The following is a 25,023-nucleotide window of genomic DNA, read 5'->3' as shown; positions in this document are numbered from 1 at the left end:
AGGCCTGTGATGAGCATCCGCATCGCCACGTTCAACATGGAAAACCTCTTCCGCCGACCCACGGCCTTCCGGCTCGACGACCCGGTCGCGCGCAAGGACATCCTCGACGACTTCGCCACCCTGAGTGCTCTCCTCGACCGGCCGGAGTACTCGGCCGACGACAAGAGGAAGATCGCCGGGCTCATCGAGAAGCACCGGGCGTACGCGATCGACCCGGAGGACCCGCCGCCCATCTACGTGAACCAGTCACGCCCGGGCAAGGACTCCGGACTGTTCAAGCCGCCGGGGCGGGGCAGGCACCCCCACATCGAGATCACCGCCAAGGGCCGTTCCGCATGGGCCGGGTGGGTCGAACTGGGGCAGGACGACCTCGACCTGGACACGGTGCGCAACACCGGCCGGGTGGTCTCGGAGGTCGACGCCGACGTCCTGCTCACCGTCGAGGTCGAGGACCGTCTCGCCCTGGAGCGCTTCAACTCGCAGGTGTTGGCCGGAGCGCTCGGCAGGCGGCCCTACCCCTACGCCCTGCTGATCGACGGCAACGACAGCCGGGGCATCGACATCGGGATCTTCAGCCGGTACCCGATCACGTCCCTGCGGACCCACATCTTCGAGACCAACCCGAACCGTCCCGACGAGCGCCTCTTCAGCCGCGACTGCCCCGAGTTCGAGATCCGGCTCAACGGAACACCCCTGGTGATCCTCGGCAACCACCTGAAGAGCAAGTCCAACGACGATCCGGCACTGCGGCTGGCCCAGGCCAGGCGCGTCGCGGAGATCTACCGGGCCGCGCTGGAGCGCACCCCGCACGTCATCGTCGCCGGGGACCTCAATGACTTCCCCAGCAGCGACTCGGTTGCGACACTGGAGGGCGCCGGACTGCGGGACGCGATGAGCCACCGCTCCTACCGGGGACTGCCCGGCACGTTCAAGCCGTGCCAGAGCGAGCGGGACAAGATCGACTACCTGCTGATGTCGCCGGAGGTGTGGCAGGAGGTCCAGCACGTCGGCCTGGAGACCCGCGGTATCTGTGCGGACGGCATCAAGTCCTTCGACACCGTGACCTCGCCGATCGACGCGGCCTCCGACCACGCGGCGCTCTACATGGACGTCGACCTGTAGCCGCCGGCGGAACGGGCTGCGGCCGGACCGAGCGCGAGCGGCTGCACGCCGGGGTCCGGGCGGCGAAGGAGCGGGCGCGCACCGACCGCCCCTCGGCCCGCGTCGGCCGCCCGAGCCGGCGCCGGGATGCGCGGAGTGCGTCGAACTCGCCTCGCGCCGCGCACAGGCGCGCGCGGTGCACGACTACTGCGCGGAGACCGACGCCGACGTCCTGCTCCGGGCCTGTCCGCGGGAGCGGCGCCCCGGCGCACAGCGCGAGGCCGGCCCCGACGGGATTCCGTCGGGGCCGGCCTCGTTCTGCCGCTGAGTGCCGTGGGCGGCTACGCGCCGATCAGGCGGGCGGCCAGGTAGCCCTCGATCTGGTCGAGGGACACCCGCTCCTGCTTCATGGAGTCGCGCTCGCGGACCGTCACCGCGTTGTCGTCGAGGGTGTCGAAGTCGACCGTCACGCAGTACGGCGTGCCGATCTCGTCCTGCCGCCGGTAACGGCGACCGATCGCACCGGCGTCGTCGAACTCGATGTTCCAGTTCTGGCGCAGCGCCTGGGCGAGACCCTTGGCCTTCGGGGACAGTTCGGCGTTGCGGGACAGCGGGAGGACCGCGACCTTCACCGGGGCGAGGCGGTGGTCGAGGCGCAGCACCGTGCGCTTCTCCAGCTTGCCCTTGGCGTTGGGCGCCTCGTCCTCGACGTAGGCGTCGAGCAGGAACGCCAGCATCGCGCGGCCGACACCGGCCGCGGGCTCGATGACGTACGGCGTCCAGCGCTCGCCGGCCTCCTGGTCGTAGAAGAAGAGGTCCTGGCCGGAGGCCTTGGAGTGGGCGGTGAGGTCGTAGTCGGTGCGGTTGGCCACACCCTCCAGCTCACCCCACTCGTTGCCGCCGAACTGGAAGCGGTACTCGATGTCGGCGGTGCGCTTGGAGTAGTGGGAGAGCTTCTCGGCCGGGTGGTCGTACCAGCGCATGTTCTCCTCGCGGAGGCCGAGGCCGGTGTACCAGTTCCAGCGCTGCTCCATCCAGTACTCCTGCCACTTCTCGTCCTCGCCCGGCTTGACGAAGAACTCCATCTCCATCTGCTCGAACTCGCGGGTGCGGAAGATGAAGTTGCCGGGCGTGATCTCGTTGCGGAAGGACTTGCCCATCTGCGCGATGCCGAACGGCGGCTTCTTGCGCGAAGCGACCTGCACCTGGGCGAAGTTGGTGAAGATTCCCTGCGCGGTCTCCGGACGCAGGTAGGCCACGGAGCCGGAGTCCTGGGTCGGGCCGAGGTGGGTGGAGAGCAGACCCGAGAACTGCTTGGGCTCGGTGAACTGGCCCTTGTTGCCGCAGTTGGGGCAGTTCACGTCGGCGAGGCCGTTCTCCGGGGCGTGCCCCTTCTTGGCCTCGTAGGCCTCCTCCAGGTGGTCCGCGCGGAACCGCTTGTGGCAGGAGGTGCACTCGGTCAGCGGGTCGGTGAAGGTGGCCACGTGACCGGAGGCGACCCAGACCTCGGGGGCCAGGATCACGGACGAGTCGAGACCGACCACGTCCTCGCGGGACGTCACCATGTAACGCCACCACTGACGCTTCAGGTTCTCCTTGAGCTCGACACCCAGCGGTCCGTAGTCCCAGGCGGCACGCTGACCGCCGTAGATCTCACTACAGGGGAAAACGAAGCCACGGCGCTTGCTCAGGCTGACGATGGTGTCGATCTTGTCGGCGGCCACGGTGCTCTCTTCATGCGAATGGACGGCAGCGAATGCTTCAGGTTACCGGCGCGGCCACCCCCGGTATCAAATCGGTTCGCGACCCGGACCTTGTTGACAACGGTTTCCATATTTGATGAAAATGACTGTCATGAACGTACGACGTCGCCTCATACCCATGGTCGCCGCCGCCGGCGCCCTCTCCGTCCTCTCCGCATGCTCCACCGACAGCGCCGCCGCGGGCGGGACGGGCAAGTTCGACGTCGTCGCGTCCTTCTACCCGATGGCCTTCCTCGCCGAGCAGATAGGCGGGGACCACGTGCACGTCACCAGCCTGACCGAGCCCGGCCAGGAGCCGCACGACCTGGAGATCAGCGCCAAGCAGACCGCGCAGCTCCAGGAGTCCGACGCGGTGCTCTACCTCAAGAACCTCCAGCCCTCCGTCGACGACGCGGTGAACCAGTCCGAGATCAAGACCAAGATCGACGCCGCCGGCCTCACCTCGCTGGAGAAGCACGGCAACGAGGTCGGCGGCCACGCGGCCGAGCACGACGACCACGCCGACGCCGAACTCGCGGGTCTCGACCCGCACGTCTGGCTCGACCCGGTCCGCTACGCGCAGATCGCCGAGGGCGTCGGCAAGGCCTTCGAGAAGGCCGACCCGGACCACGCGGCCGACTACAAGGCCAACACCGCGGCCCTGGTGAAGAAGCTCGACGCCCTGAACACAGAGTTCAAGACCGGGCTCGCCGACACCGACACCAAGGTCTTCATCACCACCCACGCCGCCTTCGGCTACCTCGCCGAGCGCTACGGCCTCACCGAGGAGGCCATCAACGGTCTGGACCCCGAGTCGGAGCCCAGCGCCGACCGCGTCAAGGACCTTGAGAAGATGGCGAAGGCCGACGGCGTCACGACCGTGTTCTACGAGACGCTCGTCAGCGACAAGACCGCGAAGACCATCGCCTCCGACGCCGGGCTGAAGACGGACGTCCTCGACCCGATCGAGGGCATCACCGCCAAGTCCCGCGGCAAGGACTACTTCTCGGTCCAGGAAGCCAACCTCAAGGCGCTGCAGGGCGCCCTGGGAGCGAAATGACACCGGAGGACGGCATGAGCGAGTCCGTCATCGCGCTGCGCGGAGTCCGCGCCGACCTGGGCTCGCGGCCCGTCCTGCGCGGCATCGACCTCAGCGTGCACCGCGGTGAGGTCGTCGCGCTGCTCGGCGCCAACGGCTCCGGCAAGTCCACCGCGATCCGCACGATCATCGGCCAAGTGCCCGCGTCCGCCGGGGAGATCGAGCTCTTCGGCACCCCGCGCGGACGCTTCCGGGACTGGGCTCGGGTCGGGTACGTCCCGCAGCGCACCACCGCCGCCGGCGGCGTCCCCGCGACCGTCACCGAGATCGTCTCCTCGGGGCGGCTGTCCCGCGCCCGCTTCGGCATGCTCCGCAAGGCCGACCACGCGGCCGTACGCCGGGCCCTGGAGCTGGTCGGCATGGCGGACCGGGCCAAGGACTCCGTGAACGCCCTCTCCGGCGGCCAGCACCAGCGGGTGCTGATCGCCCGCGCCCTCGCCGCCGAACCCGAACTCCTGATCATGGACGAGCCGATGGCGGGCGTGGACCTGGCCAGCCAGGAGGTGCTGGCCCGGACGCTCGGCGAACAGGTCGCCCAGGGCACCACGGTCCTGCTCGTGCTGCACGAACTCGGCCCGCTGGAGCCCCTGATCGACCGGGCGGTGGTCCTGCGCGACGGCTGCGTGCAGCACGACGGCCCGCCCCCGCGCGCGGTCGGTCAGCACGCCCTGCCCGGCCACGACCACGTCCACCCCCACGACCACGAGCCGATCCGTACGGGACTGCTGAGCTGATGGACTTCCTCGACTACGCCTTCATGCAGCGGGCCCTGCTCGCCGCCGTCCTGGTCGGCATCACCGCCCCCGCCGTCGGCATCTACCTCGTCCAGCGCCGCCAGGCCCTCATGGGCGACGGAATCGGCCATGTGGCGATGACCGGCGTCGGCCTCGGCTTCCTGCTCTCCTGGTCGCCGGTGTGGATGGCGACCCTCGTCTCGGTCCTCGGCGCCGTCCTCATGGAGCTGATCCGCTGGTACGGCAGGACGCGGGGCGACATCGCCCTCGCGATGCTCTTCTACGGCGGTATGGCCGGCGGCGTGATGTTCATCAACCTCGCGCCCGGCGGCTCCAACGCCAACCTGACCTCGTACCTGTTCGGCTCCCTGTCGACGGTGAGCCAGTCCGACGTGACCGCGATCTGCGCGCTCGCCGCGTTCGTGGTGCTCGTCACCCTCGGTCTGCGCCGGCAGTTGTTCGCGGTCAGCCAGGACGAGGAGTTCGCGCGGGTCACCGGTCTCCCGGTGCGCGCGCTCAACCTGCTGACCGCGGTCACGGCCGCGGTGACGGTGACCGTGGCGATGCGCGTGGTCGGACTCCTGCTGGTCAGCGCGCTGATGGTGGTGCCGGTGGCGGCGGCGCAGCAGCTCACCCGGAGCTTCGCGGCCACCTTCGCGATCGCGGTGGCGATCGGCGTGACGGTGACGATCGGCGGCACCGTGACCTCGTACTACCAGGACGTGCCGCCCGGTGCGACGATCGTGCTGCTGACCATCGGGGCGTTCATCGTGCTGACGGGTCTGGCCACCCCGCTGGCCAGGCGACGGGCCCGGGCGGCCGCCGCCGCAGGGCCCGCCCCGGACCCTGCCGAGTGCGCGATTCCGGCCAGTCGTCAGGCGGACGGCCCGGTCGGCGTCTGACCCGGCACAGGCCGGGCTGGCACAATGGCCCGGCAGGCGCCGAACGAAGGAGGAACCCGTGACGACCGCAGGACCGCCCGTGAAGGGCCGCGCGACCCGGCAGCGGGCCGCCGTGGCGGCGGCCCTCGACGAGGTCGACGAGTTCCGCAGCGCCCAGGAACTGCACGACATGCTCAAGCACAAGGGCGACGCCGTCGGTCTGACCACGGTCTACCGCACCCTCCAGAACCTCGCCGACGCGGGCGAGGTCGACGTCCTGCGCACCTCCGACGGCGAGTCCGTGTACCGCCGCTGCTCCACCGGCGACCACCATCACCACCTGGTCTGCCGGGTCTGCGGCAAGGCCGTGGAGGTCGAGGGCCCGGCCGTCGAGAAGTGGGCCGACGCGATCGCCGCCGAGCACGGATACGTCAACGTGGCGCACACCGTGGAGATCTTCGGCACCTGCGCGGACTGCGCGGCCGCCCAGGGCTGACACACAAGGACCTCACAGCCGAGCCGAGGGTTAACCCTTGACTCGGCCTCCTTTGCATGACATGGACGGGTCAACAGTGCCACGCTCCCCCCAGCTCTCACGCAGTTCCCGCACGGCACCTCCCTCCCCGTCGTCGCAGTAGGAGTACGAGTGAGACCCTCCCCACGAAGATCAGCCGTCGCCGCGTCCTTGGTCGCCGCCGCGTCCCTCCTCGCCGTAGGCGTCCAGACGGTGCCCGCCGCCGCGGGGCCCGCCTCCCCCCACCCCAGCCCCCTGCGCACCGGAGGCCTGGAGGCCAAGCTCTCCCCCGCCCAGCGCACCGCACTGATCAAGAGCGCGTCCGGCAGGACCAAGGCGACCGCAGGCTCCCTCGGCCTCGGCGCCAAGGAGAAGCTGGTCGTCAAGGACGTCGTCAAGGACAACGACGGCACCCTGCACACCCGTTACGAGCGCACCTACGACGGCGTGCCCGTCCTCGGCGGCGACCTGGTCGTGCACACGCCCCCGGCCGCCCAGGCCACGGGCACGCTCGGCGCGACCTTCAACAACAACCGCCGTACCGTCTCGGTGAAGTCCACGACCGCCACCTTCGGCAAGGCGGCCGCCGAGACCAAGGCGCTGAAGACCGCCAAGGCGCTCAAGGCCGAGAAGCCCGCCGCGCAGAGCGCCCGCAAGGTGATCTGGGCCGGCTCCGGCACCCCGAAGCTCGCCTGGGAGACGGTGGTCTCCGGCTTCCAGGACGACGGCACGCCCAGCAAGCTGCACGTCATCACCGACGCCACCACCGGCGCCGAGCTCTCCCGCTTCGAAGGCGTCGAGACCGGCACCGGCAACAGCCAGTACAGCGGCACGGTCACCCTGGGCACCACGCTGTCCGGTTCGACGTACCAGCTGTACGACACCTCGCGCGGCGGCCACAAGACGTACAGCCTCAACAACGGCACCTCGGGCACCGGCACCCTGATGACCGACGCCGACGACACCTGGGGCACCGGCTCCGGCTCCAACACCCAGACCGCCGGTGTGGACGCCCATTACGGCGCCCAGGAGACCTGGGACTTCTACAAGAACACCTTCGGCCGCAGCGGCATCAAGAACGACGGGGTCGCCGCCTACAGCCGCGTCCACTACAGCTCGGCGTACGTCAACGCCTTCTGGGACGACGACTGCTTCTGCATGACCTACGGCGACGGCACCAGCAACACCCACGCGCTGACCTCGCTGGACGTGGCCGGGCACGAGATGAGCCACGGTGTCACCTCCAACACGGCAGGGCTCAACTACACCGGTGAGTCCGGCGGGTTGAACGAGGCCACCTCCGACATCTTCGGCACCGGCGTGGAGTTCTACGCCAACAACTCCTCCGACGTGGGCGACTACCTCATCGGCGAGAAGATCGACATCAACGGCGACGGCACGCCGCTGCGGTACATGGACAAGCCGAGCAAGGACGGCGGCTCGGCGGACAGTTGGTACTCGGGGGTCGGCAACCTCGACGTGCACTACTCGTCCGGGCCCGCGAACCACATGTTCTACCTGCTCTCCGAGGGCAGCGGCACCAAGACCATCAACGGGGTCACGTACAACAGCACGACCTCGGACGGTGTCGCCGTCGCCGGGATCGGCCGGGCCGCGGCCCTCCAGATCTGGTACAAGGCGCTGACGACGTACATGACGTCGAGCACCAACTACGCGGGCGCCCGCACCGCCGCCCTGAACGCGGCGGCCGCCCTCTACGGCACCAGCTCCGCTCAGTACGCCGGGGTCGGCAACGCCTTCGCGGGCATCAACGTCGGCAGCCACATCACCGTGCCGTCGACCGGCGTGACGGTGACCAACCCGGGCAGCCAGTCCGCCAAGGTCGGGACGGCCGTCAGCCTCCAGGTCAGCGCGAGCAGCACCAACAGCGGCGCACTGACCTACGCGGCCTCCGGACTGCCCGCCGGCCTCTCGATCAGCAGCTCCACCGGGCTGATATCCGGCACCCCGACCACGGCCGGCAGCTACAGCACCACGGTCACGGTCACCGACAGCACCGGAGCCACCGGGACGGCGTCCTTCACCTGGACGGTCAGCGCGACCGGCGGCGGCAGCTGCACCTCCGCGCAGCTGCTGGGCAACCAGGGCTTCGAGTCGGGCAGCACGACCTGGAGCGCGTCCAGCGGTGTCATCACCAACGACACCGGCGAAGCCGCCCGCACCGGCTCCTACAAGGGCTGGCTGGACGGCTACGGCTCCACCCACACCGACACGCTCTCCCAGTCGGTGACGATCCCGAGCGGCTGCACGGGGACGACGTTCACCTTCTACCTGCACGTCGACACCGCGGAGACCACCACCAGCACGGCGTACGACAAGCTGACGGTGACCGCCGGTTCGACGACCCTGGCCACGTACTCCAACCTGAACGCGGCCTCCGGGTACGTCCAGAAGTCCTTCAGCCTGTCGGGCTTCGCCGGTCAGACGGTCGCCCTGAAGTTCACCGGGGTCGAGGACTCCTCGCTCCAGACGAGCTTCGTGATCGACGACACGGCGGTGACGACGAGCTGATCCCGTGAGCGACGAGGGGCGATTCGCAGGCTCAGGCCTCCGGATCGCCCTTCATCGCTTCCTCCATGGCGAGCAGCTCCTCGTTCGGGACGGCCCCGCCGAAGCGGCGGTCCCGGGAGGCGAACTCGACGCACGCCCGCCACAGGTCACGGCGGTCGAAGTCGGGCCACAGGACGTCCTGGAACACCATCTCGGCGTACGCGCTCTGCCAGAGCAGGTAGTTGGAGGTGCGCTGCTCGCCGCTGGGCCGCAGGAACAGGTCCACGTCGGGCATGTCCGGGTAGTACAGGTACTTCGCGAGGGTCTTCTCGTTGACCTTGGCCGGGTCGAGGCGGCCCGCCTTCACGTCCTCGGCGAGGGCCTGCGCGGCATCGGCGATCTCGGCCCGGCCGCCGTAGTTCATGCAGAAGTACAGCGTCAGCTTGTCGTTGCCCTTGGTCTGCTCCTGCGCGACCTGGAGCTCCTTGGCCACGGACTTCCACAGCTTGGGCATCCGGCCCACCCAGCGCACCCGGATACCGAGCTCGTCGAGCTGGTCGCGGGTCTTGCGGATGAAGTCCCGGTTGAAGTTCATGAGGAAGCGGACCTCGTCGGGCGAGCGCTTCCAGTTCTCGGTGGAGAAGGCGTACAGCGAGATGTTCTTCACGCCGGCCTCGATCGCGCCCTGGAGCACGTCCAGGACCCGCTCGGCGCCGACCTTGTGCCCTTCGGTCCTGGGCAGCCCGCGCTCCTTGGCCCACCGCCCGTTGCCGTCCATGACGATCGCCACGTGCTCGGGGATCAGCTCACCGGGGAGCTTCGGCGCGCGGGCACCGGACGGGTGCGGCTCCGGCGCCCTGTACTCGCGCCGTCGGCGCCCCAGGATCCCGTTTACGGCCATGGTGCTGATCGTCTCCCTCTCAGGGTTGCTTCTCTACGTAACGCAGGGACCTGAGCCCGCGTTCCAGATGCCAGTGCAGGTAGGCGGACACCAGCCCGCTGCCCTCCCGGACGTACCGCGGCTCGCTCGCGTCCGCGGTCTCCCAGTCTCCCGTAAGCAGCGCGGCGAGGAGTTCCAGGGTCTGCGGCGACGGTACGACGCTGCCGGGCACCCGGCAGTCCACGCAGACCGAGCCGCCGGCCGCCACGGAGAAGAAGCGGTTCGGGCCGGTCATGCCGCAGCGCGCGCAGTCGCTGAAGCTGGGGGCGTAGCCGTTGACCGCGAGGGAGCGGAGCAGGAAGGCGTCGAGGACGAGGTGGGGCGCGTGCTCGCCCCGGGCGAGGGTGCGCAGGGCGCCGACCAGCAGCAGGTACTGCTGGACAGCCGGCTCGCCCTCGTGATCGGTGAACCGCTCGGCGGTCTCCAGCATGGCCGTCCCGGCGGTGTACCGGGCGTAGTCGGAGACGATCCCGCCACCGTACGGAGCGATGGTCTCGCTCTGCGTGCACAACGGCAGTCCGCGCCCGACGAGCTCGCTGCCCCGCGCGAAGAACTGCACGTCGACGTGGGAGAAGGGTTCGAGGCGGGCGCCGAACTTGGACTTGGTGCGGCGCACGCCCCTCGCCACGGCCCGTACCCGCCCGTGCCCGCGCGTGAGCAGCGTGATGATCCGGTCGGCCTCCCCGAGCTTCTGTGTCCGCAGCACGACCCCGTCGTCCCGGAAGAGACTCATCGCACACCCCCGCCCGGGGTGCGCGGCTCGGTGCCGTCGGCGCGGAACAGACTCATGAGCCCATTCTCGCCTACCCGGGGGCGTGCTCGTCGGTGACCGTGATTATGGTCGGCCTTCCTCGGCGGGCCGGAACGCGGTGGTGATCTTCGGCCGCTCGGCCGGGGTGGCTTCCCGTACGGCCTCCGGGGCCGCGTCCCACTCCCTGCCGCCGCCGTACGGTCTGAGTTGGATGTACGGCCCCTCATGCCCCATCACGACGCCGGACCTCCCGGTACTGGTGTCCACGACGTACGAACCCACGGGCATTTCCGTCACCGATTCCCTCCTGACTCCGATTTCTTCGAACTCCCCGCCTTTTTCGGGTTTTACTCTTCCCTGCTCCACGGTGGCCTTTTTTCCCTACACTCGGCAGGAGTCTGTGCACTACAAGTGCAAAGCTGAACAAGGGGGTTGGCCATGGCCAATGGTTCACGGCAGGCGGCGTGGGAGTTCTTCGGAACGGAACTGCGGCGACACCGGGAGGAGGTGGGGATGACCCAGGCGGAGCTGGGGTCACGGGTCTTCGTCTCCGGCGCCTATATCGGTCAGTTCGAGCAGGCCTTTCGAAAACCGCAGCTGGATATCTCGCAGCGGATCGACGAAGTTCTACAAACCGACGGTATTTTCGAGCGGCTGTGCAGGAAGCTCATCGACGACAAGCGGTACGCGGATTACTTCGCGCAGGTCGTGGAGTTCGAGCGGACGGCCACGAGGATCTGCGAGTTCGCGCCGACCGTGGTGCCGGGGCTGCTGCAAACAGCGGCGTATGCCGGAGCGGTGACGATCGCCGCGAACCCGTTCGTCACGGACGAGTACGTCGAGGAGAAAGTCGCCGCCCGCCTGGAACGGGCACAGATCCTCAAGGACGCGACAAGGCCCGAGTATTGGGTGGTTCTGCACGAGAGCGTGCTGCGCATCCCGGTCGGCGGCCCGCAGGCCATGGCCGAGCAACTGGACTACATCGCGCTGTTGATGCGGGACCGCAAGGTGTGGCTGACGGTGGTGCCGTTCGCGGCCGGGGCCTACGCCTCGATCGCCGGGATGCTACAGCTCATGGAGTTCGATGACGCACCTCCGCTCGCCTATACAGAGACGGCGTTTTCGGGAACGCTCATCGATGATCCGGCCGTGGTGAAACGGGCCCAGCGCACATACGATCTGCTCAGGGTCGCCGCGCTGTCGCCGGAGGCGTCCCTGACCCTGATCGCCTCGGCGGCGGAGGACTTCAGACGATGCGTGAGTACGACCTGAGCAACGCCTCCTGGCGCAAGAGCAGTTACAGCAACGGCGAGGGCGGCAGTTGCGTCGAGGTCGCCGACGGAATCCCCGGTGTCACGCCCGTCCGTGACTCCAAACTCGGCACGGACAGCCCCGTCCTCGCCTTCCCCACCGACACCTGGACCCACTTCCTCGGGCTCCTCAAGTAGGAGGCCAGGGGGTAAACCCCCCTGCAGATCCGGCAGTTGACCGGATGGGGCGGCAGCGCACGATCCGCGAGGCTCCTCGCATGAAGCAGATGACGAAGAGCCTCGCCCTGATCGCCGCCGCCTCCGGTGTCGTCCTCGGCGTCCTGACGCCGATCAGCGCGTCCGCCACCAGCGGCCTCACGTGGACCGAGTGTCAGGGCAGCGGCCTCGATCCTCGCCAGCGGTGCGCGACCGTCTCCGTACCCATGGACTACGCCGACCCGGACGGCCCGAAGATCGAGATCGCCGTGTCCCGTATCCGCAGCGAGAACCCGGACGCCAGGCGGGGTGCCCTGCTGCTGATCCCCGGAGGGCCCGGCGGCGACAGCATGAACGACCCCTCGGGGAAGGGGCAGAGGCTGCCGCAGAAGGTGCGGGACGCCTACGACCTGATCGGCTTCGCGCCGCGCGGGATGGCGCCCTCGACGGCCGTCGACTGCGGGCTCGAACACCGGGACCTGGCCCGCACGACCCTGCTGCCCTGGCCCTCCGCGGATGGCTCCGTCGACGCGAACATGGCCGCGGGCAAGCGCGTCTCCGAGTCCTGCGCGCGCAACGGGGGCGAGCTCATCAAGCACATCAGCACCCTCAATGAGGCCCGCGACCTGGACCGCGTACGCGCCGCGCTCGGCGAGCGCAAGGTGTCCGCGTGGGGCGTGTCGTACGGCACCTACGTCGCCGACGCCTACCTCCAGTTGTTCCCGCAGCGCACCGACCGCGTGGTCCTGGACAGCAACGACCGCCCGGACCCCGTCCTCGCGGAGCGCACCTGGCTCGCCGCGTTCGAGCGGGGCGCCGAGGACAACTTCCCGGAGTTCGCCAAGTGGGCCTCCGCGCCCGGCAATCCGGACCGGCTCGCCGACACGGCCGCCGAGGTGCGCCCGCTCTTCCTGCGCCTCGCGGCCCGCCTCGACCGCGAGCCGATCCCCTGGCCGGGCGCCAACCCCGAGGAGCTGAACGGCAACGTCCTGCGCCAGTCGATGCTCGACTCCTTCTACGACCCGGACGACTACCCGGCCCTCGCCAAGCTGGTCCTCGCCGCGCAGAAGGGTACGGTGCCGCCCGCGCCGGCGGGGCCGCCCGAGGCCGTCCTCCAGAACGCCACCGCGGTCGCCGCCGCCACCATCTGCAACGACGTCGACTGGCCGGGTGACCCGGAGGTGTACCGCGAGGGTGTGGCCGAGAGCCGCGCCCGGTACCCGCTGACCGGGGGCATGCCGAGGAACGCGATGCCGTGCGCCGCCTGGCCGTGGGAGCCGAAGGAGGCGCCGGTGCACGTCACCGACCGCGGCCCGTCCAACGTCCTGATGGTGCAGAACGCACGGGACGTGGCCACCCCGCTCAGCGGTGCCCTGGGGCTCCGCGAGGCGCTCGGCCGACGTGCCGTCATGGTCGTCAACGACTCCACCGGCCATGACGCCTACCTCGACAACGGCACCGCGTGCGGCGACGCGACGGTGTCCCGCTTCCTGGCCACGGGGGTGCGTCCGGCCCGGGACGCCTACTGCCGCTGACACGCCCTGCGATACCGCGCCGCCAGCGCGTGGAACGCCTCCTTCGGTTCCCAGTGCCAGTCCGAACGCGGGTCGTCGGGGCGGTCCTTGATCGCCTTGGCGATGCCGTAGCTCGCCATGTCGAGGTCGTGGCGGGGGTCGTCGGGGCGGTGCGGGGCGTCGGCGGTCAGGAACTCGAAGGCCATCGCCGCGTAGAGGCCCATCGACTCGAAGACGTCGAGGAGCCGGGTGAGGTACACGGCCTGGGTGTGCTCGCTGCGGACGACGTTCCCCTTGATCTCCGGCGGGTCCTTGTCGTAGTCGACGATGTCCCAGCCCATGCCGCCCGCCTCGGGGGCGCCGACGAAGGTGCAGGTGCCGAACTCGGTGATGGCGACCGGCTTGCCCCAGCGCCGGTACTGCCTCAACTCACGTACGTAGTCCTTCGGGTGGCGGAAATTCGAGTAGTAGTCGATGCCGACCACGTCGAACAGGTTCCAGTCGACCTCGTCGTCCTGGGCGGCGGCGTAACTGAGGCGGCCGTGGAAGACCGAGCGGCCCACCTTGGCCGCCCTCGCGGTGAAGCGGTCCAGTTCGCGCTGCATCCGCACCGGGTCGTAGGTGCCCTTCAGGCGGTTCTCGACCCGCTCCAGGACCGTGTCCCCCGGCAGGATCCCTGGCACGAACAGCCAGAACTCGCAGCCCACGCTGAGTTCGACGCTCGCGCCCTCCCGGCGCAGCCGCTCCGCGAACCGGCCGCACTCCGCCAGGTGGTCGAGGATGTCCCGCTGCGGGACGTCCCCGAGGGTCGGCTGGAGCCAGACGTGCAGTCCCCGTTCGGCCGCCTCGGCGGCGGTGGCGGTGAGGCGTGCGACGCCGTCGCCGGTGACGTCGACGGTGTCGGCGTGCAGGTCGTCGCGGATGGCCCGGAGGTCCCCGCGCATCCGGGCGGCACTCCAGGCGGTGCCGGGCGTCTCGCCCGCGCCGACGGTGTAGACGACGCCGTGGCGCCTGAGTCCGTGCTGCCGGGCGTCCGCTTCCGCGCGGGCCGCCGGCAGGAGCAGCGCGGCCCCGGCCCCTGCGGCTCCCGCCAGGAACTGCGCGCGGTTGATCCCCGTTGTCTTCTCCATGCCGCCACTGTGTCGGCCACGGGTGGGCCTGTCCGTCCGCCGATGGTCTACGTCGGTGCAACCAAGGGATGACCGCCCGCGTCGATCATTGAAGAGATCGATCTGTGTCCCCGAGCGAAGGAGAGCAAGATCTTAGGCTCCGGAGAACTGTCCCGACGCACCCTCCTGGCGGCCGGTACGGCCACCCTCGTGACCGGCGCGAGCACGGCCGCGTACGCCGCCGACGACATCACCGCCCGGCTGCACGCGCTGGAGGAGCGGTACGACGCCCGGCTCGGCGTCTTCGCCCACCACGTCACGACCGGGCGGTCCGTCCGCCACCGCGCCGACGAGCGTTTCCCGATGTGCTCCGTGTTCAAGGCCCTCGCGGCCGCCGCCGTCCTGCGCGACCTGGACCGCGACGGCGAGGTGCTGGCCCGCCGCATCCACTACACCGAGGCCGACCTGGTGCAGCCGGGCTCCGACCAGACGGCGGCACACCTCGCCGAGGGCATGACCATCGCCGAGCTCGCCGACGTCGCCATCACCTTCAGCGACAACACGGCCGGCAACCTCCTCCTGCGCGAACTCGGCGGCCCCACCGCGATCACCCGCTTCGCCCGCTCCCTCGGCGACCGGGTCACCCGCCTCGACCGCTGGGAGCCCGAGCTCAACACCGCCGAGCCGTGGCGGCGCACGGACACGACGAGCCCGTACGCCATCGGCCGCACCTACGGCCGGCTGGTCCTCGGCGACGCGCTGGACCGGCGGGACCGGCAGCTGCTCACGCACTGGCTGCTGAACAACACGACCAGCGTGAACCGCTTCCACGCGGGCCTGCCGAAGACCTGGACCATCGCCGACAAGACGGGCGGCGGCTCCTACGGCACCAACAACGACGTCGGTGTCGTCTGGACCGAGGACGGCGACCCGATCGTCCTGTCGGTGCTGTCGACCATGCCCGCGCAGGACGCCGTACGGGACGACGCCCTGGTCGCCGAGGCGGCCGCGGTGGTCGCCCGCGCCCTGGGCTGACCGGTCAGAACCGCTGGACGTACCGCCGCTGCCAGGGCGTCTCCACCGCTCGCCGGTGGTAGTGCTCCCGCACGTAGGCGACCGCCTCCCGCGGGGGCACGCCGTCCAGAACCGCCAGGCAGGCCAGGGCCGTTCCCGTGCGGCCCCGGCCGCCGCCGCAGGCGATCTCGACCCGTTCGGCGGCCGACCGGGCAACTGGAAGCTGCCGTTCGGCTGGGGCTTCATCGGCACGGTCGAACCGACGGTGGCCAAGGTGACCGTCTCCTACGGCGGCGTCAGCAGCGAGGCGGTCCTCGACCACGGCTGGTTCGTCGCCTCCGGCACCCTGACCGAACAGGTCACCAGGAACCCGCACATCAAGGGCTACGACCAGGGCGGCAAGCTGATCTACGACTCCGACGAGGACAAGTCCTACCAGCAGGTGCAGTAGCAGAACAGCTCGGGAGAGGGGGTGCCGTACAGGGGTCGGCGCCCCCTCACCTGTGAGGGAGGATCATGGGACGGCCGATCCCGAGGAGCCCCCATGACCCTTCCCGCCCCGCTGGCCGGAGTCGTCCCGCCCGTCTGCACGCCCCTGACACCGGACCGCGAGGTGGACGTCCCCTCGCTGCTCAGGCTCGTCGACCACCTGATCGCGGGTGGGGTGCACGGGCTGTTCGTGCTCGGTACGTCGTCCGAGGCGGCCTTCCTGACCGACGCTCAGCGCAGGCTGGTGGTGGAGACGGTGACCGGGCACGTCGGGGGTCGACTGCCCGTGCTGGCCGGGGTGATCGACATGACGACGGCCCGGGTCCTGGACCATGTGCGGGCCGTCACGGCGGCGGGCGCCGACGCGGTCGTCGTCACGGCGCCCTTCTACACGAGCACCCATCCGCGGGAGATCGCCCGCCACTTCCGGCTGGTCGCGGCCGGCAGCCCGGTCCCGGTCATCGCGTACGACCTGCCGAGCGGGGTCCACACCAAGCTCCCCGCGGACGTGGTCCTGGACCTGGCCGCAGAGGGCGTGCTGGCCGGTCTCAAGGACTCCAGCGGCGACCTCGCCGGCTTCCGCACGGTCGTCTCCGGTGCCCGCGCCCACTCCGGCATCACCGGCTTCAGCGCGCTGACCGGCTCCGAACTCATCGTCGACGCGGCCCTCGCGGTCGGCGCGGACGGGGCGGTGCCCGGTCTCGCCAACGTCGACCCCGAGGGGTACGTCCGTCTCGACCGTCTGTGCCGCGCGGGCGACCTGGACGCGGCCCGGGCCGAACAGGAGCGGCTGTGCGCCCTGTTCGGCATGGTGGGCGTGGGCGACCCGGCCCGCATGGGCGCGTCCTCGTCGGCGCTGGGCGCGTTCAAGGCGGCACTGCATCTGCGGGGCGTGATCGACTGCCCGGTGACAGCGGAGCCGCAGGTGCCCTTGTCGGCGGCGGAGGTGGAGCGGGTGGCCGCGTTCCTGGCCGGGGCCGGGCTGCTCTGACCCCTACCGCGTCCCCGGCGTCACCGTCCCCGACTCGTAGGCCACGATGACCAGTTGGGCCCGGTCCCGCGCCCCCAGCTTCCCCATGATCCGGCTGACGTGGGTCTTCGCGGTGAGCGGGCTCAGGCCCAGCGTCTCGGCGATCTCCGTGTTGTTGAGGCCCCGCGCGACCAGGGCCAGCACCTCGCGCTCCCGGTCGGAGAGGCACTCGGGCCCGCCGCCCGCCACCGGGACCGAGGGGCTGCGCAGGAACCGTTCGATCAGCCGGGCCGTCGGTCCCGGGGACAGCAGCGCCTCACCGGCCGCCACCGTGCGGATGGCGTCGAGGAGGTCGGCCGGCCGGGTGTCCTTCACCAGGAAGCCGGAGGCCCCCGCGCGCAGCGCCTCGACGATGTTCTCGTCGGTGTCGTAGGTGGTCAGGACCAGTACCCGCACCCCGGCCAGCTCCTCGTCCGCCGCGATGAGCCGGGTCGCCTCGATGCCGTCGAGATCGGGCATGCGGATGTCCATGACCACCAGGTCGGGCCGCACCTCTCGGGCCGCGCCCACGGCCTCCCGCCCGCTGCCCGCCTCCGCGACGACCTCCATGTCCCGGGCCGACTCGACGAGCATGGCGAACGCGGCCCGCACCAGGGTCTGGTCGTCGGCGAGCAGTACGCGGATGGTCATACGGTTCCCTCCCCCACGGCGAGCGGCAGCGCCGCCGTCACCTCGAACCCGCCGTCAGGGCGTGGTCCGGCGTCGAGTGTGCCACCGACGCTGCGGGCCCGCTCGCGCATGCCGACCAGCCCGAAGCCGGGGTTGCCGCCGGGGACGGGCCCGGTGCCGTCGTCGGTCACCGACACCCGCAGGGCACCCGGTTCGTCGTACAGCCTGAGGCGTACGGCGGGTTCGGGTCCAGCGTGCCGGACCGCGTTGGTGAGCGCCTCCTGGACGATCCGGTAGGCGGCGGCGCCGACGGCGGGCGGCGGGTCGGTGCGGATGCGCAGGTCCTGTTCGACGCGGGCGCCCGCGAGCCGGGCCGCCGCGACGAGGTCGGGCAGGCCGTCGAGGCCGGGCAGCGGGCCGCGGGTGTCCTGGGGGCCGTGTTCGCGCAGCACCTCCAGCGTCGTACGGAGTTCACCGCGTGCGGTGCGGCAGGTCCCGGCGATGTCGTCGAGGGCCTTGGCGACCGCCTCCCGGTCCAGGCGCTCGGGGTCGGCGGCCAGGACGTGCGCGGCGACGGAGGTCTGCACGCCGATCAGGGTGATGCTGTGGGCGAGCAGGTCGTGCAGGTCGCGGGCGATGCGCAGACGTTCCTCGGCGACCCGGCGGCGGGCCTCCTCCTCGCGGGTCCGTTCGGCGCGGACGGCGCGTTCGACGATGGAGGCGACGTACTGGCGGTAGTAGCGGACGTCGATGCCGCAGAACAGGACAGCGATGATCCAGCCGGAGGTCTGCAGCAGTTCGAGGGCCCGGTGGGCGTTGACGGTGAGCATCACGGCCAGCGAGACACTCAGCACGACGGCGCCCGTCAGGACCGTCCGCAGGGGGCGGCCGGTGACGGCGACCGTGTAGAGGGCGACGTAGGCGACGAGGGTGGGGGCCGCGTGGTTGTTGTCGAGGGCGTGGTACGGCGCGATCAGCGCCACTATCGCGGCCAGTACGAGCAGCGGACGGCGGCGGCGCCACACGAGCGGCACGTGGGCGGCGAGCAGCAGCGTCCAGCCGAGGGCGTCCGGGCGGCGGCCGTCGTCGATGAACAGGCCGGCGCAGACGGCCGCCGCCGCCAGCACGACGGCGAGCAGCGCGTCGTTGCGGGTGCCGTGCGGGGCGGTCCGCGGGTCGCGGTTGACCGCCGCCATGATCCGCTCGCCCAGCCGGGGTCTCGTGGTCTCCTGCACGGTGTCATCTTCCGGGACGTCGGGCCGGAAGGCGCCCTTCCAGGAGGGAAGGGCGCCGGGGAACGACCTCGTCACACGGTTTCCGGCTGGCGCTCGGCCCGTACGGGCGGCTCGGGCTCCCGGGACAGCGCCCCAGGCCACCACACCTTCCGCCGCAGCGCGACGGCAGCGCTGGTGACCAGGTAGGTCCGCACGAGGAAGGTGTCGAGGAGCACGCCCACCGCGATCACGAAGCCCAGCTCGACGAGTTGGACCAGCGGCATGTTGGTGAGCACCGCGAAGGTGGCCGCGAGGACGAGTCCGGCGGAGGCGATGACCCCGCCCGTGGTCCGCAGCGCGGTGAGGGCGGCGGTGACCGGTTCGGCGCCGGCCAGGGACTCCTCGCGCATGCGGTGCATCAGGAAGATGCCGTAGTCGACCCCGAGGGCGACCAGGAACACGAAGGACAGCAGCCCGAGTCCGGGATCGGTGCCCTCGAACCCGAACACCGGCCCGAAGACCAGCCCGCCGATGCCGAGGGCCGCGGCCCACACCGCGACCACGGCGGCGACCAGGATCAGCGGCGCGACGAGGGACCGCAGCAGGACGACGAGGATGAGCAGCACGGAGACGAGGACGATCGGTACGACGATCATCCGGTCGCGGCTGTTGGTGTCCTTCAGGTCGAGCTGCTCGGCGCTGGGCCCGCCGACGTAGGAACCGTCGAGGTCGGCGCGCAGGACCTTGATGGTCGCGGTCTCCCCGGCGGACTCGGGGGCGTCCTTCGCGGTGACGGAGATCTCTGTCCAGCCGTCCCCGGTACGGCCCTTGGCGGCACTGTCGACGCCCTCGGTGCCGCGGACCGCGGCGAGGGTGGCGTCGGCGCGGTCGGCCGGGGTGATGACGGTGATGGGCTGGGTGCCCCGCTCCGGATAGGCCTCGGCGAGCGTCGCCATGGCGGCGACCGCGTCGGGCTTGCTGGTGAAGGAGTCCTCCTGCTTGAGGCTGCCGGGCAGGTTGAGCACGCCCAGCGCGAGCGCCCCGAGCAGCACGGCCCCGCCGGCCAGCACGGTGAGGGGTCGCCGCCCGGCGGAGCTGCCCATGGCGGCGAACAGGGAGCGGCGCACCTTGGGGGTGCTGCCGTAGCGCGGGACGAGCGGCCAGAAGACCCGGCGGCCGAGGAGCACCAGGACCGCGGGCAGCAGCGTCATCATCGCGGCGAGCGCGACCAGCACTCCGACCGTGCCCAGCGGGCCCATGCCGCGGCTGCTGTTGAGGTCGGCGGCGAGCAGGCACAGCAGGCCCGCGGCCACGGTCCCGGAGGAGGCGACCACGGCGGGCCCGCAGCCCCTCAGCGCGGCCGCCATCGCGTCGTACGGCCGCTCGGTGCGCCGCAGTTCCTCCCGGTACCGGGAGACGAGCAGCAGGGCGTAGTCGGTCCCGGCGCCGAAGACCAGGATCGTCATGATGCCGCCGCTCTGCCCGGTGACCGAGGTCCCGAACCCCTGGTTGAGCCCGTAGGCGACGGCCCGCGCCAGGAACTCCGACATGCCCGCGACGCCGAGGGGCACCAGCCACAGCAGCGGACTGCGGTAGATGACGATCAGCAGCAGGGCGACCACGGCGGCGGTGGTGTAGAGCAGCGGTCCGCCGAGCGAGTCGTAGACCTCGCCGGCATCGGTGGCGAGTGCTCCCTCCCCGCCGACGTCGACACCCAGCCCGCCCTCTTCGCGGGCGATGTCCCGCACGTCGTTGACGAGCCGGTCCCGGGCCTTCTCGTCGGTGCCGGGCTCGGTGCTGGCGATCGGATACATCACGGTGGTCCCGTCCGCGGACGGGATGCCCCGCGGCTCGGCGGTGAGCGGGTGCTCGTCCGCGATCCGCCCGATCTGCCGGGCGGCGGTCGCCCGGTCGGCGGCCGTCAGCCCGCCGTCCCGGTGGTAGACGACGACCATCTCGGTGGCCTCGCCCCCGGGCAGCCGTTCCTGGATCTTCGCGACCTGCGTCGAGTCGGCGCTCGCCGGCAGGTAGTCCACGGCCCGGTCCCGCTGCACGTCGCCGAGCTTGGACGCGAACGGCGACACGGCCACCAGCACGACGATCCACAACCCCAGCACCAGCCAGGGCACAGCACGCCGTCGCCGTGCGCTCATCTTTGCGGCCCCCATCGACGGGCCTCCCTCCGGTTCGGACGTCTGGATCGGTTTCCAGACTCCCGGCGGGGAGGGGGCGAATCGTCGGGCCGAAGGGCGAGTTGGGGGGTACTGCCGGGGGTGGCCCGGCAGTCGGCGTTACTCCCCCGGGAGTATCAGGACGGCGTCCGCGCCGCGGCCAGGAGCCGGGTCACGTCGTCCCCGCAGATCGTCAGGGCCGTACCCACGGTGGCGAGGACGTCCCGCTCCGCCGGGGTGTACGGGCCGTCCGCGAGGGCGATGCGGGCCGCCTGGAGGAGGATCGACTCGCGGCCCGCCGGGGCGAGGTGGGGGGCGAGCGGGTCGAGGGCCTCGTGGAGCTCTATGGCGAGGCCGGTTCCGCAGGGGCGGTCGTAGACCCGGCCGGTGTCCTCGGCGAGGGCCTCGACCAGGGTTTCCAGCTGGTCCTCCGTGCAGTCGTCGAAGCCCGCCGCGCGGACCGTGACGGCCGCGGCCTCCAGGGAGGTGCGCGAGCAGGTGCCGCCTGCCGCGAGGACCGCCAGCGCGACCGTGTGGACGGCGTCGCGGAGCATCGCCGAGAAGCGGGTCGTGGTGGGGTGGTCGAGGACGTCCGTGCCGAAGTGGCGTCGGCAGGCCGCGCATTCCACCACCGGGCCGGTGTCGCCGCGCGGCAGGACCGGGACGCCGAGCAGCGTGAAGCGGCGGCGACCGGTCAGGCGCTGGTAGTTGCGGTCGCCCCCGCACCCGGGGCAGAAGAACTCGCCGTCGCCGACGGTCGTCCACGCGGTACGGGTGCCCAGGAGGCACGCAGGCCTGGCAGCACGGCCGTTTCGTCCCCGTCCTGGCAGCACGTCACACCTCCGCGTAACCCCGCGGCAACATCGCCGCGCTTGCGTGATGTTAGCCACATCAGGGAGGCGGAGTCAGTACCCCCGACGAGACCTGCTCGTGACCTCCACGCGCCGGTGGCCGATAAACGACGGGGCCTTGATCGCCGTATACAGCGACCAAGGCCCCGAAACCGCCGGTCAGAGTGATTATCGAGCAGCCCGGTTGACGGCCGAGACGACCGCCTTCAGGGACGCACGCGTCGTGTTCGCGTCGATCCCGATTCCCCACAGAACCTTGCCGTCGATCGCGCATTCGATGTAGGAGGCGGCCTGCGCGGAGGCGCCCTCGCTCATCGTGTGCTCCTGGTAGTCCAGCAGCCGGGCGTCGATGCCGACCTTGGCCAGCGCGTCGAAGAAGGCCGAGATCGGACCGTTGCCGCTGCCGGTCAGGACCGTGTCGACGCCGTCGACCGTGGCCTCCACCTTCAGCGTGTCCACGCCGTCCGTGTCGGTCGTCGACTGGCCGTTCTTGACCTGGATACGGCCCCACGGGTTCTCGGGGTTCGGCAGGTACTCGTCCTGGAAGACCGCCCAGATGTCGGAGCCCTTGACCTCGCCGCCCTCGGCGTCCGTCTTGGCCTGGATGAGCTTGGAGAACTCGATCTGCATCCGGCGCGGCAGGTCCAGCTTGTGGTCGTTCTTGAGGACGTACGCGATACCGCCCTTGCCGGACTGGGAGTTGACCCGGATCACGGCCTCGTAGGAGCGGCCGACGTCCTTGGGGTCGATCGGCAGGTACGGGACCGCCCACTCGATGTCGTCGACCGTGACGCCCTTGGCGGCCGCGTCGGCCTCCATCGCGTCGAAGCCCTTCTTGATGGCGTCCTGGTGGGAGCCGGAGAAGGACGTGTAGACCAGGTCGCCCACGTACGGGTGGCGCGGGTGGACCTCCATCTGGTTGCAGTACTCCCACGTACGACGGATCTCGTCGATGTCGGAGAAGTCGATCTGCGGGTCGACGCCCTGCGAGAACAGGTTCATGCCCAGGGTGACCAGGTCGACGTTGCCGGTGCGCTCGCCCTGTCCGAACAGACAGCCCTCGACGCGGTCGGCGCCGGCCATCAGCGCCAGCTCGGCGGCGGCGACGGCGGTACCGCGGTCGTTGTGCGGGTGGATCGAGATGCACACGTACTCGCGGCGGGAGAGGTTGCGGTGCATCCACTCGAAGCGGTCCGCGTGCGTGGAGGGGGTCGAACGCTCCACCGTGGCGGGCAGGTTGAGGATGATCTCGCGGCCCGGACCCGGCTGGTAGACGTCCATCACCGCCTCGCAGACCTCCAGCGCGAAGTCCAGCTCGGTGTCGGTGAAGATCTCGGGGCTGTACTGGTAGCCGAACTCCGTCTCCGGGCCCAGCAGCTTCTCCGCGTACTCCATCACCAGGCGGGTGCCGTCGACGGCGATCTGCTTGATGTCGTCCTTGGAGCCCCGGAAGACGACCCGGCGGAAGACCGGCGCGGTCGCGTTGTACAGGTGGACCGTGGCGCGCTTGGCGCCCTTCAGCGACTCGACGGTCCGCTCGATCAGGTCCTCGCGGGCCTGGGTCAGTACGGAGATGGTGACGTCGTCCGGGATCACGCCCGGCTCCTCGATGATCGACCGTACGAAGTCGAAGTCCGTCTGGCCCGACGCCGGGAAGCCGACCTCGATCTCCTTGTAGCCCATCTTGACCAGCTGGTCGAACATCCGGCGCTTGCGCTCGGGCGACATCGGGTCGATCAGGGACTGGTTGCCGTCGCGCAGGTCGGTGGAGAGCCAGCGGGGAGCGACGGTGATCCGCTTGTTCGGCCAGGTGCGATCCGGGATGTCGACCTGCTCGTACTGGCCGTACTTGTGGATCGGCATGGTGCTGGGCTGCTGGCGGTTCGCCATGATTGCGGGGCTCCTCAGGATGTCCGGGAAGGACGGCCGACACGCAACGCGAAGCTCCGCGGGGAGGGAGTCGACCTGGACTACAGGCCCTCGCCGCGGCAGCTAAGAAGAAGCAGCCCGTAACGCATGATGCGCAGCATGCTAGCGGAGCCGCTCCCCGCGCGGGGCGCCGTATCAGTATGCGGGACCCGAGGGGCGAATCGGGCAAAAAGTGCGCCATACCACTTCGTCACGGAGCGTGCGCCTCCGTGTCCGCATATTTCACCAATCATGGTTGCGGGTAGTGACACGGTCATGACTCAGTGCAAGGGTGCCGGGCATGACGACCAACGGGGGCTTCGAGCCCGTCTTCTGCACCGTCGTTCCGCCACACGTCCTCGACAAACTGGCCCGCAACGACGACCCCGCACTCTCCGGTCCCGCCCGGCGCACCCTGATGCGCGACAGCGAGCTGCGCGGCCGCCGCCGCGTGACGACCGAGTTCGGCCTCGCGGCCGCGCCGACGGCGAAGGCACCGTCCGACCAGCCGCTGCGCACGATCTACGACGCCGGTCACCAGAGCGACCTGCCGGGCACGAAGGTCCGCGCCGAGGGCTCCGAGCCCGGCCAGGACGCCACCGCCAACCGCGCCTACGCCGGTCTCGGCGCCACCTTCGACCTCTACCTGAACGCCTACACCCGCCACTCGATCGACGGCGACGGCCTCCCGCTCGACGCGACCGTCCACTTCGACGAGAACTACAACAACGCCTTCTGGAACGGCGAGCAGATGGTGTTCGGCGACGGCGACGGCGAGATCTTCCTCGACTTCACCATCCCGATCGACGTCATCGGCCACGAACTCACCCACGGCGTCACGCAGTACACGGCGAACCTCACGTACTACGGCCAGTCCGGCGCCCTCAACGAGTCGATGTCCGATGTCTTCGGCTCGCTCATCAAGCAGTACACACTCGGCCAGACCGCCGCCGAGGCCGACTGGCTGATCGGCGCGGGCCTGCTCGCGCCCAGCGTCTCCGGCAAGGCACTGCGCTCGATGAAGGAGCCGGGCAGCGCCTACGACGACGACGTGCTCGGCAAGGACCCGCAGCCGGCGACGATGGACGACTACGTCCGCACCGGCCGCGACAACGGCGGCGTGCACATCAACTCCGGCATCCCCAACCACGCGTTCTACCTGGTCGCGACCGCCCTCGGCGGCCACGCCTGGGAGAAGGCGGGCCAGATCTGGTACGACGTCCTGACCGGCGGCGAGCTCTCGGACCGGGCCCTGTTCACCGACTTCGCGAAGCTCACGGTCGCGGCGGCGAAGGCCCGCTACAACGAGGGCGACGAACTCCAGGCCGTCTCCAAGGCCTGGGAGCAGGTCGGGGTGCGGATCCTGTGAGTCCGT

The 25,023-nt window shown here is 70.5% G+C and carries 22 protein-coding genes and 2 pseudogenes; 13 read left to right on the top strand and 11 right to left on the bottom strand.

Annotated features, from left to right (window positions below; all coding sequences use genetic code 11):
- Nucleotides 1–9: 9 nt before the first annotated feature.
- Nucleotides 10–1,122, top strand: coding sequence for an endonuclease/exonuclease/phosphatase family protein (locus D1369_RS27715; RefSeq protein ID WP_037899953.1), 1,113 nt, complete (start codon nt 10–12; stop codon nt 1,120–1,122).
- A gap of 320 nt (nt 1,123–1,442) precedes the next feature.
- Here the strand turns inward: D1369_RS27715 and D1369_RS27710 are convergent, their stop codons facing one another.
- Nucleotides 1,443–2,825 (bottom strand): glycine--tRNA ligase, encoded by a 1,383-nt coding sequence (locus D1369_RS27710; RefSeq protein WP_007381893.1) that lies wholly within the window; start codon nt 2,823–2,825, stop codon nt 1,443–1,445.
- A gap of 130 nt (nt 2,826–2,955) precedes the next feature.
- Here D1369_RS27710 and D1369_RS27705 point away from each other — a divergent pair, with 130 nt between their 5' ends.
- The 5 genes from D1369_RS27705 (at nt 2,956) to D1369_RS27685 (ending at nt 8,603) form a co-directional block, all read left to right on the top strand.
- The gene (locus D1369_RS27705) at nt 2,956–3,903 is read left to right on the top strand and encodes a metal ABC transporter substrate-binding protein (protein WP_037899956.1); all 948 of its coding nucleotides are present in this window, start codon (nt 2,956–2,958) and stop codon (nt 3,901–3,903) included.
- A gap of 14 nt (nt 3,904–3,917) precedes the next feature.
- A complete protein-coding gene (locus D1369_RS27700) occupies nt 3,918–4,676 on the top strand; it encodes a metal ABC transporter ATP-binding protein (protein WP_037903292.1) in 759 nt (252 codons plus the stop codon).
- Nucleotides 4,676–5,578: a metal ABC transporter permease gene (locus D1369_RS27695; protein ID WP_007381896.1), complete on the top strand. Its 903-nt coding sequence runs from the start codon at nt 4,676–4,678 to the stop codon at nt 5,576–5,578. The genes D1369_RS27700 and D1369_RS27695 overlap by 1 nt, the downstream gene beginning before the upstream one ends.
- Nucleotides 5,579–5,636: 58 nt before the next feature.
- On the top strand, nt 5,637–6,053 hold the full coding sequence (locus D1369_RS27690; RefSeq protein WP_007381897.1) for a transcriptional repressor: 417 nt from the start codon (nt 5,637–5,639) through the stop codon (nt 6,051–6,053).
- A 150-nt stretch (nt 6,054–6,203) separates the two neighbouring features.
- Nucleotides 6,204–8,603 (top strand): M4 family metallopeptidase, encoded by a 2,400-nt coding sequence (locus D1369_RS27685; RefSeq protein WP_037899958.1) that lies wholly within the window; start codon nt 6,204–6,206, stop codon nt 8,601–8,603.
- A gap of 31 nt (nt 8,604–8,634) precedes the next feature.
- Here D1369_RS27685 and D1369_RS27680 read toward each other — a convergent pair whose 3' ends face one another.
- The 3 genes from D1369_RS27680 to D1369_RS27670 form a co-directional block, all read right to left on the bottom strand.
- The gene (locus tag D1369_RS27680; protein ID WP_007381899.1) at nt 8,635–9,483 is read right to left on the bottom strand and encodes an isoprenyl transferase; all 849 of its coding nucleotides are present in this window, start codon (nt 9,481–9,483) and stop codon (nt 8,635–8,637) included.
- 19 nt (nt 9,484–9,502) lie between these two features.
- Nucleotides 9,503–10,255, bottom strand: coding sequence for a DNA repair protein RecO (gene recO / locus D1369_RS27675; RefSeq protein ID WP_007381900.1), 753 nt, complete (start codon nt 10,253–10,255; stop codon nt 9,503–9,505).
- 102 nt (nt 10,256–10,357) lie between these two features.
- A complete protein-coding gene (locus tag D1369_RS27670; protein WP_037899960.1) occupies nt 10,358–10,561 on the bottom strand; it encodes a hypothetical protein in 204 nt (67 codons plus the stop codon).
- Nucleotides 10,562–10,711: 150 nt separating this feature from the next.
- On the opposite strand from D1369_RS27670, the gene D1369_RS27665 reads away from it, so the two are divergent.
- The 3 genes from D1369_RS27665 to D1369_RS27655 all read left to right on the top strand — a co-directional run bounded on the left by D1369_RS27665 (nt 10,712) and on the right by D1369_RS27655 (nt 13,274).
- On the top strand, nt 10,712–11,545 hold the full coding sequence (locus tag D1369_RS27665) for a helix-turn-helix transcriptional regulator (RefSeq protein WP_007381902.1): 834 nt from the start codon (nt 10,712–10,714) through the stop codon (nt 11,543–11,545).
- Entirely contained in the window at nt 11,527–11,721 is a 195-nt protein-coding gene (locus D1369_RS27660; RefSeq protein WP_007381903.1) for a DUF397 domain-containing protein, read from the top strand. Before D1369_RS27665 ends, D1369_RS27660 begins: the two co-directional genes overlap by 19 nt.
- Before the next feature lie 80 nt (nt 11,722–11,801).
- Nucleotides 11,802–13,274, top strand: a complete 1,473-nt coding sequence (locus D1369_RS27655; RefSeq protein ID WP_037899962.1) for an alpha/beta hydrolase — start codon at nt 11,802–11,804, stop codon at nt 13,272–13,274.
- On the opposite strand, the gene D1369_RS27650 is transcribed toward D1369_RS27655, so the two are convergent.
- A complete protein-coding gene (locus D1369_RS27650; protein ID WP_007381905.1) occupies nt 13,262–14,383 on the bottom strand; it encodes a hypothetical protein in 1,122 nt (373 codons plus the stop codon). The two genes, D1369_RS27655 and D1369_RS27650, sit on opposite strands and share 13 nt — an antisense overlap.
- Nucleotides 14,384–14,572: 189 nt before the next feature.
- Between D1369_RS27650 and bla the strand changes: the two genes are divergently transcribed.
- A complete protein-coding gene (bla, locus tag D1369_RS27645) occupies nt 14,573–15,397 on the top strand; it encodes a class A beta-lactamase (protein ID WP_240436102.1) in 825 nt (274 codons plus the stop codon).
- 4 nt (nt 15,398–15,401) lie between these two features.
- Here bla and D1369_RS44035 read toward each other — a convergent pair.
- Nucleotides 15,402–15,587: pseudogene (locus D1369_RS44035) on the bottom strand (protein phosphatase); the annotation flags it as partial.
- Between D1369_RS44035 and D1369_RS27635 the strand changes: the two are divergent.
- Both D1369_RS27635 and D1369_RS27630 read left to right on the top strand, forming a co-directional pair.
- Nucleotides 15,588–15,827, top strand: a pseudogene (locus tag D1369_RS27635) (hypothetical protein); the annotation flags it as partial.
- A 93-nt stretch (nt 15,828–15,920) separates the two neighbouring features.
- A complete protein-coding gene (locus D1369_RS27630; RefSeq protein WP_007381908.1) occupies nt 15,921–16,856 on the top strand; it encodes a dihydrodipicolinate synthase family protein in 936 nt (311 codons plus the stop codon).
- Between the two features lie 3 nt (nt 16,857–16,859).
- Here D1369_RS27630 and D1369_RS27625 read toward each other — a convergent pair whose 3' ends face one another.
- The 5 genes from D1369_RS27625 to leuA all read right to left on the bottom strand — a co-directional run bounded on the left by D1369_RS27625 (nt 16,860) and on the right by leuA (nt 23,630).
- On the bottom strand, nt 16,860–17,525 hold the full coding sequence (locus D1369_RS27625) for a response regulator transcription factor (protein ID WP_007381909.1): 666 nt from the start codon (nt 17,523–17,525) through the stop codon (nt 16,860–16,862).
- Nucleotides 17,522–18,814, bottom strand: coding sequence for a sensor histidine kinase (locus tag D1369_RS27620; protein WP_007381910.1), 1,293 nt, complete (start codon nt 18,812–18,814; stop codon nt 17,522–17,524). Before D1369_RS27620 ends, D1369_RS27625 begins: the two co-directional genes overlap by 4 nt.
- Nucleotides 18,811–20,886 carry an MMPL family transporter gene (locus tag D1369_RS27615; RefSeq protein ID WP_007381911.1) on the bottom strand — a complete coding sequence of 692 codons (2,076 nt, stop codon included), beginning with the start codon at nt 20,884–20,886 and terminating at the stop codon, nt 18,811–18,813. Before D1369_RS27615 ends, D1369_RS27620 begins: the two co-directional genes overlap by 4 nt.
- A gap of 140 nt (nt 20,887–21,026) precedes the next feature.
- Nucleotides 21,027–21,722, bottom strand: a complete 696-nt coding sequence (locus tag D1369_RS27610) for a TerB family tellurite resistance protein (protein ID WP_007381912.1) — start codon at nt 21,720–21,722, stop codon at nt 21,027–21,029.
- A 186-nt stretch (nt 21,723–21,908) separates the two neighbouring features.
- Nucleotides 21,909–23,630 carry a 2-isopropylmalate synthase gene (gene leuA, locus D1369_RS27605; RefSeq protein ID WP_007381913.1) on the bottom strand — a complete coding sequence of 574 codons (1,722 nt, stop codon included), beginning with the start codon at nt 23,628–23,630 and terminating at the stop codon, nt 21,909–21,911.
- A gap of 319 nt (nt 23,631–23,949) precedes the next feature.
- Here leuA and D1369_RS27595 point away from each other — a divergent pair, with 319 nt between their 5' ends.
- Entirely contained in the window at nt 23,950–25,017 is a 1,068-nt protein-coding gene (locus D1369_RS27595) for a M4 family metallopeptidase (protein WP_007381914.1), read from the top strand.
- Nucleotides 25,018–25,023 lie beyond the last annotated feature (6 nt).

It is taken from the genome of Streptomyces sp. CC0208 (assembly GCF_003443735.1).
GTDB lineage: Bacteria > Actinomycetota > Actinomycetes > Streptomycetales > Streptomycetaceae > Streptomyces > Streptomyces sviceus.
The sequence above is the reverse complement of the archived record's forward strand: the minus strand, read 5'-3'. Positions and strand labels throughout refer to the sequence as shown.